Raw genomic sequence first — 12,978 nt, 5'->3', positions numbered from 1 at the left:
TCATTGCTCAGCATAAAAAGAGCCCTGTATAAAAAAGAGCCAAACATTGCTGGCTCTCATTTAACGTGTCAATTTCGATGAGGTTATTTTTTCTGTGCCTGCAGGATCACAAATTTACCGTTGGAGGCGACTGTGGTGCAGTTCTTAAATAAGCGCTGTAATTTTACATGGTAAGCCAGATGACGGTTACCGACGATATGTAAGATCCCCCCCTCTTTCAAGCGGCGGCGAGCATCTAAAAACATCTGCCACGCGATATGATCGGTTATGGCTTCACCTTGATGAAACGGCGGATTACACAGCACCAGATCCGGTTGCACTTCTTCTGGCAGATGCGTCATGCAATCGTCCCAATAGAAGTGGCCTTTGTCTGTGGGCAATTGGTTGCGTGCCCAGTTTGCCTTGGCTGATGCGACTGCCATTTCAGAATCGTCGATAAAGTGGATATCGGCCTCTGGGAATAACTGGGCGGTGCGTAACCCCAGCACGCCATTGCCACAGCCGAGATCGACAATCGACTTAAAATCCCCTTTGGGCAGATTCTCTAGCATGATGCGTGCGCCAATATCGAGTTTGTTGGCGGCAAACACATTACTTAAATTGCTGATCTCAAGTTGATATTCGGGTATGGCCCAAGTCACTTCTTTGGCTAATGGTCTTGGTTTGCCATCACTGACACAGATGATCACTCGGGTGTTTTTCCACGCTAAACTGGCGCTTGCGAGGCCTAAATGCTTAGCAAAGATGTCGAGTAAGGCGCCATTAATCGATTTGGATTTGGCGGCCACTAATACACGAGTGCCTGCGGGTAACACTTGCGACAAGCGCGTTAGCTGGTGGGCAAAGTAGCTTAAGTTCTTAGGCAACTTCATCAATACTAAGGCTAAGTTTTCCGGCAAGGTATCGCGGCTGGTAAACCACTGCAGATTATCCATTGGCAACTGATTGCGGCCATGGTTTTGCTCTGTGCCTAAAAAGCTGGTTCTAGCATCGGTTTCAACAAATAGTGGCCAACTTGGATGCAATTTAGATAAACCGCAGCTTAAGGCGCCGAAACTGTCGTTGATAATGGCGGTTGGCACGGCGGCTTGCTCTGACTCAATAAGGCTTTTGAGTAAGTGTTCATCGGCGGCATCCCAAGCTTGAAGATTAGATTCCTGCTGAGCAGGATACCGTAAGAGTTCGAGTTCAACACCCGCTACTGAAAATTGTGTTGTCATGTGTCACACTGCGCCAATAAATTTAAGGCGCAGATTATCGCAGATTTCATGGCGCAGTGCGACGGCTCGCATGGAGGACGTCAATGCAGCAAGGTAAGTTAGGGTTTGATACAGAGGGTGAGGCTCAAATTAAACCGCCCATCACCTTAGTGCGGGGTTATCTTAATGCTGAGCAGCAAGCGGCGCTAATGAAAGAAGCGCTGACCTATCCCTTAAGCCGCCCTGAAATCCAAGTCTTTGGTCAGTTTCACGCGATTCCCCGCCAGCAAGTGTGGTTTGGCGATTTGGGCTGCGACTATTTATATTCAGGACTGTTTATCCGCGCCTTATCTTGGCCTAAATATGCTCACAAGTTGAGGGATAAGTTAGCGCGGGATTATGGTTTGGAGAGCAATGGGGTATTAGTGAATCGCTACGCCGATGGTAAAGATTGTATGGGCGCCCACAGTGATGATGAACCTGAAATTGCTCAGGGGAGTCATATTGCTTCTATTACCTTAGGCGCCACGCGGGATTTTGTGCTTAAGCATAAGCACAGCCAAACCAAGTACAGCATAAGTTTGCACAGTGGCGATCTACTGATCATGCACTGGCCTATGCAAAGTGACTGGTTACACAGTTTACCTAAACGTTTGAAAGTAAAAGAGCCGCGTTGGAACTATACCTTTAGACAACTCATCGTTAATTTCCATGGTTAATTGCCTCCCGCTAACTGTCTATGGTGAAGCACTGCGAAATATGGCTGATATAAAGTGGTGGGGCATCAACAAATTGAAAGCGTGAATTTGATCTTTTCAATTTGAAGCAGTACTCTGCGGCAACTGGATTTTCCCATTCTGAGACTCGAATATGTCCAATACTCATGTGCAGGGCACTGTGGCTAACACTATTTCGCAGAAATTAACCGAATGCTTCTCGCCGACCCATTTAGAAGTGATTAACGAAAGTAATCGTCACCATGTACCACCGAATTCAGAAACCCACTTTAAAGTTGTGCTGGTAAGCGAGCAGTTTGATGGCTTACGTTTATTAGCCCGTCATCGATTGGTCAACACTCACTTAGCCTATGAGTTAGCCAATGGCGTGCATGCTTTGTCTATTCATACTTTCACTCAAAATGAGTGGGATGCGAATGCACAAGTACCTAATACGCCAAATTGTCGCGGTTAATTAATCGCTCAGCAATACTGTTTAGCTTAGATTTCAAGGCCACTCTTCATAGAGTGGCTTTTTGTTTTAGACCAACTTAAGACTATTTTTGAGTTTCCCTACCTTAGTTTCTGTGTTAACAATATGTTTTATTTTAAGAGGTTGGGCGATGTGATTGTCGATACCCATCCTGAGTGTATTTCCATGTCAGTTGGATCCATGTGCTCGTTTGACATCAGGGAGACTATTAAAAATGCGTAAGTTAGGGAGTTTGTTTATCTCAGTGCTGCTGATGGGACTGAGCGGTTGTAACCCCGTCTCCAGTGATGCGCAAAGCGTAGCCGCTTCCCATGCCGCAACTGATGTTCCCCACGCTTTACCTGCCATTGAATGGCGTCTTGCGACCTCTTGGCCGAAAAACTTCCCCGGTTTAGGCATGGCTCCTGAGCGTTTTGCGCATTTAGTCGATGAAATGTCTAACGGTCGGTTAAAGATTAGCGTTTATGGTGCGGGTGAGTTGATGCCCGCTTTTGCCGTATTTGATGGTGTGAGTCAGGGTAAAATTCAAATGGCCCACTCCGCTTCTTTCTACTGGAGAGGAAAAGCGCCCGCAGCGCAGTTTTTTTCATCGATCCCCTTTGGGATGACCGCGCAGGAAATAAATGGCTGGCTTCACTATGGCGGTGGTATGGAGCTGTGGACTGAAGTGTATCAACCCTTTGGGATTATCCCCCTCGCAGGTGGCAATACTGGGATGCAAATGGGTGGCTGGTTTAATAAACCCATCAATACTATTGCTGATTTTAAGGGATTGAAGGTCCGCATGCCGGGCTTAGGTGGTGAAGTGTTGAAACGCGTTGGTGCTGTACCTGTAAACATGGCGGGGCGTGAACTTTATGGTGCATTGCAAACGGGGGCGATTGATGCCGCAGAGTGGGTAGGGCCAGTTAATGATCTTGCCTTCGGTTTACATAAAGTGGCTAAGTACTACTATTACCCTGGTTGGCATGAGCCAGGTTCAAATATGGAATTCTTAATTAATACCGCTGCCTTTGAGAGTTTACCTGAGGATTTACAGGCTATAGTCAGAGTTGCTGCGAGAGCCATTAACCAAGATATGCTCGATGAATACACGACCCGTAACGTGACCGCCCTTGAAACGTTAGTGAAGGACGAAGGTGTGGAGCTTAAAGCGTTTCCACCGAACGTGTTGTTGGAGCTTGAGAAAATCTCCAAACAAGTGATTGAAGATCAAGCGAATCAAGATCCCTTAATGCGAAAGGTGTACGATGCTTATCACGCGTATGAGCAAGGTGTGCGTCAGTACCATAAAATATCTGAGGATGCTTACAGTCAACAGCGTCAACACTAAATGATGGTTTCTTTACTGCAAACTGTCACATTAGCATCTGATTTATATGAGATGATTTCATCTTAGATTATCTTGTTATCGGCGTAATTCATTTGGTGTTATGCTTGCAAGCCATAAATAGACAGTTACAGTGGCGTTGATGTCGCCCTGAGAATTTGGAGATCCCTATGCCATTACTTGATAGCTTTACCGTCGACCATACTCGGATGAATGCCCCTGCGGTTCGTATCGCTAAGCATATGAGCACGCCAAAGGGCGATGCCATTACTGTATTTGATTTACGTTTTTGCGCACCGAATAAAGAGATCCTCAGTGAGCGTGGTATTCATACTCTAGAGCATTTGTTCGCGGGTTTTATGCGTGACCATTTAAATGGCAGCGATGTTGAGATCATTGATATTTCGCCAATGGGATGTCGTACCGGTTTTTATATGAGTTTGATTGGTGAACCCACAGAGCGCCAAGTGGCCGATGCGTGGTTAGCCGCGATGGAAGATGTGCTTAAAGTGGTTGAGCAGTCTGAAATCCCTGAGCTGAATGAATACCAATGTGGTACGTATGAGATGCATTCATTAGAGCAAGCACAAGATATCGCCCGTAATATTATTGCGGCAGGCGTAAGTGTTAATCGTAATGACGATCTAAAATTAAGCGATGAAATTCTAGGTAACCTGTAATTGTTCGCACTCTTATAGTATGAGAGTGCTTCGTTAGTAAATTCAGTTTCCTGAAGTTAATAAGAGAAAGCGACGAGAGTCGCTTTTTTTTTCATTCAAATTCAGCTATTTTACAAGTTAATAACAAAAACACCGTACGCTAACAAAGTTTTTGGGAGCTTGGTATGCCTAGTCGTTACTTCACTGTATCACTTTGTGCAATTTCTGTATCTCTTGTCTGTTCTAGCACAACGTTCGCCGATGATCTTCACAGTCAAATGCTTGAATTGAACAAGCTCAATGACACATTTCATTCAACGTCTAATCGTTTAGCGTTAGGTCAATTGACGGCTTTGACGGTTTTGCCTGCGGATCTGAGTGGAAATCCCGCAAGCATCAGCATGCGTAGCGCGACTCAAGGTATTGCAGTATTACAAGATAGAGTGTATTTCTCTCCTGCGCCGTATTCGGCACCGCAATTACAACTCTTACCTAATCTGCTACAACAACAGAGTGTTACTGCCACCCCGATGGCAAATATGGCTGTCGGTGGGCAAGGTGCGTTTGGGGTGGTGAGTTATCAAACCTTACCTGTTGCTGAGCAGACCGAGAATAGTAAGGCGACTCTCGAGGGCAATACCGATTCAGAATACAGTGTCGATATGAATTGGGGGGTGAAGCAAAAAGAGTATGGCATGATACTCGCGGTTAATTATGCAGATAATAGCGGCGCCGATCACTTGCTCAATGGTCAAGACACAGACCATCAAACGACAGACATCTTATTTAAAATCAACGCCGCGAGTTTACTCGGCGCCAGAAGTCCACAGGTGACTGAGTTTACTTACCAGTTCCTCGATGATGATAGTTATCGCTCTCAGCTTGGGTTAACACAGGCCGATTGGCAACAAGATCCTATGAGTTTGTATTCGGCCACTGCGGCGGATAAACATCAGGGGCGACATCATAAGTACCAACTGTCTCACCAAGTTACGCTCAATGGTGGGCATAAGGTCACCACAGACTTTTACTACCAGTCTTATTCGCAGCAATTAAACCAACTCAATCAATTTGATGCGCAGATGCTCGATGCCCAGAGTCTTGCTGCGTTGGCCGCATTTGAACGTCAGCCGACAGTCGATGGCGTCTCACTGGCTTCTTTACAACAAGACAATGATTTCAGCTCCTTTGGGGCACAAACTGAATCAGTGAATCAGTATGGTGCCCATCAAATTATCTATAGCGCCCGTTATCATACGGATAAAGCCGAGATGCGCCTTGGCGATCAACAGAGTCTATGGCAGCAGGACTTGAGTTTAGTGAGTGATGCACAAAATGCATTATTGGCCTATACCGACGATGCAACAGCATTTACTTCGGCAATCGATTCTTTGTTTAATTGGGACGAATTACAGATAAAGCTCGCGCTTGCCTATGAACAAGTGAGCGTCAATCGCAAGGTCGATTTAGCTTATGTAGGACTGGATGCGGCTGATTTCTCCGACAGCGATTGGATGCCACAACTCGGTGTTTTATATGATGCTGGAGATTGGCGCTTTAGTACGGATATTCGCCGCTCATGGACCGCCGCAAGTGCGGGGAATCTTGAGCAAGAGGCGCAAGTATCATTGCAATATCAAGTCAGCGCCCAATATGCCAGTGAGCATTTTAGTGCTGACATCAAAACCTACGTTCAAGATTTTGATAACCGGCATGTCAATTGCGATGCGTATACCCAATGCGCCGACAGTCGTTTGTGGGTTCAAGGTAATGTTGTGGATGTACTGACCAAAGGAGTTGAGCTGAGTCTTGGCTACCAGTGGGATATCGGTAGTGTACAGTTACCATTAGTCTTAAATTATCAATATTCGGATTCGGAGTATCAAACCAATAGCTGTAACGAAATCCAAGGTTGCGTTGTGGCTGGTGATAGAGTGGCTTGGTTACCTGAGCAGCAATTGCATTTTAGTGCTGGAATGAAATATGCCGAATATGAATTGAATGCAAATGTCTTTTATCAATCCGAGAGGGAAATGGGCCAATTTGGCGCTGAATTACAGCCTATCGCAGTACAATGGCGGGTAGATTTAGCGGCTAATTATCATTTTGATCGCCACCATGAGATTTATTTTAGGGTAGAAAATCTCTTAGATGAGTCATTAGTTACGACAGCATCAAATAGCGGAATTCGATCGGAAAATGGACGTATTAGCTATTTAGGTTATCAATGGCGCTTTTAAATTGAGTTTTATTTTGTTTGAATTTAAATCAATTGAAACAAATAAGATCGATTTCGGCTGCGTTTAGTGGACGTTTCGACTTTTTGCTAAATTAAATCTTTAATTATTAATGCTATAGTACCCAGTGGCCGTAATATTCTCTCTTTCTGATCAGTCACTAGGTCGGAAGGTGAACGCCGTAGCGCATGATTCTTTTCAATCCGTATTTTAGGTTTGAAATCACCTATAATTTTCGTGGCGATGCCAAGTCAATTGGGGTAAAATGCGCGCGACCAGCGTGATTGCGATCGCATTTCTGTGATAAATCTGCGCTAGCTCAATGCAGTAGGTTTTGTTTAAAACCTAAGTATTTAGCAGGAACGCGGCGCATTGTCTTTCCTTCAAACGTAGTGCTTGTGGATATGATTACAATTAAGAAAGGATTGGAACTGCCTATAGCAGGCGGACCAGAGCAAGTTATCCATAATGGCCCAGCCATTAAACATGTAGCTACTTTGGGTGAAGAGTATATTGGCTTACGTCCAACGATGAAGATCAAAGTGGGCGATAAAGTACAAAAAGGCCAAGTTCTTTTTGAAGATAAGAAGAATTTAGGCGTTAAATATACGGCTTTAGCCAGTGGTACTATATTAGACATTAACCGGGGCGCCCAGCGTGTTCTGCAGTCTGTTGTCATTGAAGTGGAAGGAAACGACAGCGTTGCCTTTGCTAAATATGATGCCACTGCACTTGATACGCTCGACTCGCAGTTAGTCCGTGACAATCTGATTGAATCAGGTTTATGGACTGCTTTGCGTACTCGTCCTTTTAGCAAAGTTCCTGCTGTAGACTCTTCTGCTGCTGGTATTTTTGTAACCGCAATAGATACTCAACCTCTTGCCGCTGATCCCGTTGTGGTGATCCGTGAGCATAAAGAAGATTTTGCTAATGGTCTTAAGGTCTTAGCAAGACTTACTGACGGTAAAGTTTACCTTTGTAAAGCGCCTGGCGCTGATATTCCTGCCGCAAACGCCCAAGTTGAAGAATTTGCCGGTGTGCACCCTGCAGGATTAGTCGGTACTCACATTCACTTCTTATTGTCTGCCTCTGCAAAACGTACCGTTTGGCATATTGGTTACCAAGATGTAATAGCAATTGGTCAGCTATTTACGACGGGTGAACTCAATACCGAACGTGTTATTGCGATCGCAGGCCCTAAAGCGGCTAAGCCAAGACTCGTACGCACTGTTGTGGGCGCGAGCATGACTGAATTAACCGCAGGTGAAGCCTTAGATGGCAATGTTCGTCTGATTTCAGGCTCTGTTCTGAATGGTCGTACAGCCGTTGGCCCACAAGGGTATTTAGGTCGTTACCATGTTCAAGTAAGTCTGTTAGAAGAAGGTACAGAGAAAGAATTTTTAGGCTGGGTATTACCAGGCTCAGACAAATATTCTATCACTCGTGCATTCTTAGGACATCTTGCTCCTTCTCGTCTGTTCAGCATGACGACCAGTACAGGTGGTTCAGACCGCGCTATGGTGCCAATTGGTAACTATGAGCGTGTAATGCCATTGGACATTCTTCCTACTATGTTGTTGCGTGACTTGATTTCAGGTGACTTTGACGGTGCTGCTACGTTAGGCGCGTTAGAGTTAGATGAAGAAGATCTCGCACTGTGTACGTTCGTATGTCCAGGCAAGTATGACTACGGTTCATATCTGCGTGACTGTCTAGATACGATCGAGAGGGAAGGCTAATGAGCTTGAAAGATTTTTTCGAACGTATTGAACCCGACTTTGAAAAAGGCGGTAAATACGAAAAGTTTTATGCCCTATTCGAAGCGGCATACACGATTTTTTATACCCCAGGTAAAGTGAACAAGGGCAAAACCCACGTTCGCGATAACCTCGACCTAAAACGTATGATGATTACGGTTTGGGCTTGTGCTTTCCCTGCGATGTTCGTGGGTATGTACAACGTAGGTTTACAAGCTCAATTAGCTTTAGTTGCTGGTTTTGCTACCCCTGACGTATGGCAAGTGAGTTTGTTCAGCATGTTCGGTACCGAACTGACGGCAAACTCTGGCTGGCCTGCGCTGATGTGGTATGGCGCCTGTTTCTTCCTACCTATCTACGCGGTGACCTTTGCCGTCGGTGGTATCTGGGAAGTGCTGTTTGCCTCTATCCGTGGTCATGAAGTCAACGAAGGTTTCTTCGTTACCTCTATCCTGTTCGCTTTAACGCTGCCAGCAACTATCCCATTATGGATGGTGGCGCTGGGTATCACCTTCGGTGTGGTCGTGGCGAAAGAAGTGTTCGGTGGTACAGGGCGTAACTTCTTAAACCCAGCACTAGCGGGTCGTGCCTTCTTGTTCTTCGCTTATCCGTTGAACATGTCAGGTGATACCTCATGGGTTGTGGCTGACGGTTACTCAGGTGCAACTGCACTGAGCCAAGCGGCGTCTGGCACTTTAGATTACGCAATTAACCAAAACTGGTGGGATGCGTTCTTCGGTTTCATTCCAGGTTCAGTGGGTGAAGTGTCTACATTAGCGATTCTGTTAGGTGGTTTGGTCATCATCTACACGCGTATCGCTTCATGGCGCATCGTTGGTGGTGTAATGGTGGGCATGATTGCCATTTCTACGCTGCTTAACGTTGTCGGTAGCGACACTAATCCAATGTTTGCAATGCCTTGGTACTGGCACTTAGTGTTAGGTGGTTTTGCGTTTGGCATGATGTTTATGGCGACAGACCCAGTGTCAGCGTCATTTACTAACCAAGCTAAATGGGCATACGGTATCTTGATCGGTGCAATGGCTGTGTTTATCCGCGTGATTAACCCTGCATTCCCTGAAGGCATGATGTTGGCAATTTTGTTTGCTAACTTGTTCGCGCCATTGTTCGACCACTTCGTGGTTCAGGCAAATATCAAGCGGAGGATTGCCCGTGGCTAGTAATAAAGATTCGTTCGGCAGAACCTTATTTATCGTCGTTGGCCTGTGTCTAATTTGTGCGATATTTGTGTCTACTGCAGCAGTGTTACTGAGACCGACTCAAGCAGAAAATAAACTGCTTGATAAGCAAAAGTACATTCTGGAAGCCGCTGGTCTTATCGATACTAAAGCTGGCAAAGTGACCAAAGCGCAAATTCTGGATACATACGGCAAACACATCGAAGCTAAACTGGTCGATTTGAAAACGGGTGCTTGGGTTGAGGGTGTTGATGCTGACACTTATGATCAACGTAAAGCTTCTCGTGATGTGAAAACCTCATTTGTACCTGAGAATGACATCGCTTCAGTGAAACGTGTCGCTGATAAGGCTGTGGTTTATCTTGTTCGTGACGGCCAAGGTAAATTAACCAGTGTCATTCTGCCAATCCATGGTTATGGCCTATGGTCTACTATGTATGCCTTCCTTGCTATGGATGCTGACCTAAACACAGTGCAAAGTTTAGTCTACTACGAGCACGGCGAAACGCCGGGCTTAGGTGGCGAAGTGCAAAATGCTCAGTGGAAAGCGAAATGGCATGGCAAAAAGTTATTTGATGAGCAAGGTAAACTCGCTATCAGCGTAACGAAAAACCCAACTGTTGCTAGCACTGAGTACGGTGTAGATGCATTATCTGGCGCAACCTTAACGAGTAACGGTGTACAACATTCACTGACATTCTGGTTGGGTAAAGAAGGTTTTGCGAGTTTCATTGAAAAAGCACGCAATGGAGGTCTCAACTAATGTCTGACGCTAAAGAACTGAAACAGGTTCTGACCGGACCTATAGTCAACAACAACCCGATTGCTTTACAAGTACTTGGTGTATGTAGTGCATTAGCGGTAACGAGCAAGCTCGAAACTGCACTGGTAATGGCGTTGGCGTTAACTGCGGTAACTGCGTTTTCGAACCTGTTTATCTCAATGATCCGTAATCATATTCCAAGCAGTGTGCGTATTATCGTACAGATGACCATTATTGCCTCTTTGGTAATCGTGGTTGACCAATTGCTGCAGGCTTATGCTTATCAGATCTCTAAGCAGCTGTCGGTATTCGTCGGTCTGATTATTACGAACTGTATCGTAATGGGTCGTGCCGAAGCCTACGCGATGAAAACACCGCCAATGATGAGCTTTATGGATGGTATAGGTAACGGTTTAGGTTACGGTGCAATTCTGTTAGCTGTTGGCTTCGTACGTGAACTGTTTGGTAACGGTTCTCTGTTCGGTGTTGAAATCCTGCACAAGATCTCTGATGGCGGCTGGTACCAACCAAACGGTCTGCTACTACTGCCTCCGAGTGCGTTCTTCCTGATCGGTGTTTTGATTTGGATTATTCGTACCTATAAGCCAGAGCAAGTTGAAGCAAAAGGGTAAGTGCGATGGAACATTATATTAGCCTGTTAATTCGCTCTGTTTTCATTGAAAACATGGCACTGGCCTTCTTCCTAGGTATGTGTACTTTCTTGGCTGTGTCTAAGAAAGTCACTACAGCCATGGGCCTAGGGATTGCGGTAGTTGTAGTGTTAACTATCTCTGTCCCAGCAAACCAAGTTATCTATCAAGGGCTGCTAGCTCCTGGTGCACTTGCTTGGGCTGGCGCACCTGAAGCTGACTTAAGCTTCTTGAAATTCATTACCTTTATCGGTGTGATTGCGGCTTTGGTTCAAATTCTGGAAATGGCACTGGACAAGTACTTTCCACCTTTGTACAACGCATTAGGTATTTTCTTACCTTTGATCACAGTGAACTGCGCGATTTTCGGTGCGGTATCATTCATGGTTGAGCGTGACTACAAGCTGGGTGAGAGTGTGGTGTTTGGTTTCGGCTCAGGAGTGGGTTGGGCATTAGCTATCGTATTGATGGCCGGTATCCGTGAGAAGCTGAAGTATGCCGACGTGCCTAACGGCCTACGTGGTTTAGGGATTACCTTTATCACCGCTGGTTTGATGGCCTTAGGTTTCATGTCGTTTTCAGGTGTGTCTCTGTAAGAGACACATAACGGCTTCTTGAATTGGACCTTCTAAGGATAAGTTAATGGATATTCTTGGTATTTTTAAATCTACTCCGCTCGAGGTTTACCTCGGTGTGAGTATGTTTACTGCTATCGTCCTCATCTTGGTATTAGTGATTTTATTCGCTAAGTCTAAGTTAGTGGCTAGTGGTGACATCACGATCGGCATTAATGACGATCCTGAAAAAGCGATTACAACCGGTGCGGGCGGTAAGTTGTTAGGCGTTTTGGCTAACAGCGGTATCTTCGTATCGAGTGCGTGTGGTGGCGGTGGCTCATGTGGCCAATGCCGCGTGGTGATTAAGTCTGGCGGCGGCGATATTCTGCCAACGGAACTTGACCACATCAGCAAAGGTGATGCCCGTAAAGGTTGTCGTCTTTCTTGTCAGGTTAACGTTAAGAACGATATGGAAATCGAGCTTGACGAAGAAATCTTCGGTATCAAGAAATGGGAATGTGAAGTTATCTCTAACGATAACAAAGCCACTTTCATTAAAGAACTGAAGCTGCAAATTCCTGATGGCGAGTCTGTACCATTCCGTGCTGGCGGGTATATTCAAATCGAAGCACCAGCTCATCATATTAAATATGCAGATTTTGATGTACCTGCACAATACCGTGGCGACTGGGAACACTTCGGTTTCTTCAATATTGAATCTAAGGTTGATGAAGAAACTATCCGTGCATACTCAATGGCTAACTACCCAGAAGAGTTCGGCATTATTATGCTGAACGTGCGTATTGCTACGCCTCCACCACGTAACTTGACTCTGCCTTGCGGTAAGATGTCATCTTACATTTGGAGCTTAAAAGCTGGCGATAAAGTGACAATTTCTGGCCCATTCGGTGAATTCTTCGCGAAAGATACCGATGCAGAAATGGTGTTTATCGGCGGTGGTGCGGGTATGGCGCCAATGCGTTCACATATCTTCGACCAACTGAAGCGTCTTCAGTCTAAACGTAAGATGAGCTTCTGGTACGGTGCACGTTCTAAGCGTGAAATGTTCTACGTAGAAGATTTCGACGGCCTAGCGGCTGAGAATGATAACTTCGTATGGCATGTGGCACTTTCAGATCCTCAACCAGAGGATAACTGGGATGGTTACACAGGTTTTATTCATAACGTATTGTATGAAAACTATCTGAAAAACCATGATGCTCCAGAAGATTGTGAGTTCTACATGTGTGGACCTCCAATGATGAACGCTGCGGTCATTGGTATGTTGAAAAATCTTGGTGTCGAAGACGAAAACATCCTGTTGGATGACTTCGGCGGCTAATGTTCATTAGTCCTAGATAGAAAAGTTGCAGATGTTGAGGTTAACCTTTCATCTGCAACTTTTGCATTTAAGGGCC

12 protein-coding genes are annotated in these 12,978 nt (G+C 45.4%); 11 read left to right on the top strand and 1 reads right to left on the bottom strand.

All coding sequences use genetic code 11. The annotated features are described in order from the left end of the window. Positions 1 to 83 precede the first annotated feature (83 nt). Complete coding sequence (locus HQQ92_RS15105; RefSeq protein WP_173246450.1) at positions 84 to 1,220, bottom strand: methyltransferase; 1,137 nt, start codon at positions 1,218 to 1,220, stop codon at positions 84 to 86. A gap of 83 nt (positions 1,221 to 1,303) precedes the next feature. On the opposite strand from HQQ92_RS15105, the gene HQQ92_RS15100 reads away from it, so the two are divergent. From HQQ92_RS15100 to nqrF, 11 genes are all read left to right on the top strand, one after another. Beyond that, on the top strand, positions 1,304 to 1,918 hold the full coding sequence (locus HQQ92_RS15100) for an alpha-ketoglutarate-dependent dioxygenase AlkB (RefSeq protein ID WP_173246447.1): 615 nt from the start codon (positions 1,304 to 1,306) through the stop codon (positions 1,916 to 1,918). 151 nt (positions 1,919 to 2,069) lie between these two features. Continuing rightward, the gene (locus tag HQQ92_RS15095) at positions 2,070 to 2,390 is read left to right on the top strand and encodes a BolA family transcriptional regulator (RefSeq protein ID WP_173246445.1); all 321 of its coding nucleotides are present in this window, start codon (positions 2,070 to 2,072) and stop codon (positions 2,388 to 2,390) included. Positions 2,391 to 2,622: 232 nt separating this feature from the next. Continuing rightward, the gene (locus HQQ92_RS15090) at positions 2,623 to 3,741 is read left to right on the top strand and encodes a TRAP transporter substrate-binding protein (RefSeq protein WP_113939872.1); all 1,119 of its coding nucleotides are present in this window, start codon (positions 2,623 to 2,625) and stop codon (positions 3,739 to 3,741) included. Positions 3,742 to 3,908: 167 nt separating this feature from the next. Next, on the top strand, positions 3,909 to 4,418 hold the full coding sequence (luxS, locus tag HQQ92_RS15085) for an S-ribosylhomocysteine lyase (RefSeq protein WP_028761570.1): 510 nt from the start codon (positions 3,909 to 3,911) through the stop codon (positions 4,416 to 4,418). Positions 4,419 to 4,582: 164 nt separating this feature from the next. Then, positions 4,583 to 6,637 (top strand): TonB-dependent receptor domain-containing protein, encoded by a 2,055-nt coding sequence (locus tag HQQ92_RS15080; protein ID WP_173246442.1) that lies wholly within the window; start codon positions 4,583 to 4,585, stop codon positions 6,635 to 6,637. 401 nt (positions 6,638 to 7,038) lie between these two features. After that, complete coding sequence (locus HQQ92_RS15075) at positions 7,039 to 8,373, top strand: Na(+)-translocating NADH-quinone reductase subunit A (protein ID WP_028761568.1); 1,335 nt, start codon at positions 7,039 to 7,041, stop codon at positions 8,371 to 8,373. Next, on the top strand, positions 8,373 to 9,572 hold the full coding sequence (locus tag HQQ92_RS15070; protein ID WP_105250021.1) for an NADH:ubiquinone reductase (Na(+)-transporting) subunit B: 1,200 nt from the start codon (positions 8,373 to 8,375) through the stop codon (positions 9,570 to 9,572). The genes HQQ92_RS15075 and HQQ92_RS15070 overlap by 1 nt, the downstream gene beginning before the upstream one ends. After that, the gene (locus HQQ92_RS15065) at positions 9,565 to 10,353 is read left to right on the top strand and encodes a Na(+)-translocating NADH-quinone reductase subunit C (RefSeq protein WP_028761566.1); all 789 of its coding nucleotides are present in this window, start codon (positions 9,565 to 9,567) and stop codon (positions 10,351 to 10,353) included. Before HQQ92_RS15070 ends, HQQ92_RS15065 begins: the two co-directional genes overlap by 8 nt. Then, positions 10,353 to 10,985 (top strand): NADH:ubiquinone reductase (Na(+)-transporting) subunit D, encoded by a 633-nt coding sequence (locus HQQ92_RS15060; protein ID WP_006080467.1) that lies wholly within the window; start codon positions 10,353 to 10,355, stop codon positions 10,983 to 10,985. Before HQQ92_RS15065 ends, HQQ92_RS15060 begins: the two co-directional genes overlap by 1 nt. Before the next feature lie 5 nt (positions 10,986 to 10,990). Next, complete coding sequence (nqrE, locus tag HQQ92_RS15055; protein ID WP_006080469.1) at positions 10,991 to 11,599, top strand: NADH:ubiquinone reductase (Na(+)-transporting) subunit E; 609 nt, start codon at positions 10,991 to 10,993, stop codon at positions 11,597 to 11,599. Positions 11,600 to 11,645: 46 nt separating this feature from the next. Next, positions 11,646 to 12,902, top strand: coding sequence for an NADH:ubiquinone reductase (Na(+)-transporting) subunit F (gene nqrF / locus HQQ92_RS15050; RefSeq protein WP_173246439.1), 1,257 nt, complete (start codon positions 11,646 to 11,648; stop codon positions 12,900 to 12,902). Positions 12,903 to 12,978: the final 76 nt, after the last annotated feature.

The sequence above is a fragment of the Shewanella sp. DC2-4 genome, assembly GCF_013248875.1.
In the GTDB taxonomy this organism is placed as follows: domain Bacteria; phylum Pseudomonadota; class Gammaproteobacteria; order Enterobacterales; family Shewanellaceae; genus Shewanella; species Shewanella oncorhynchi.
This window is presented reverse-complemented; position numbering and strand designations above follow the sequence as displayed.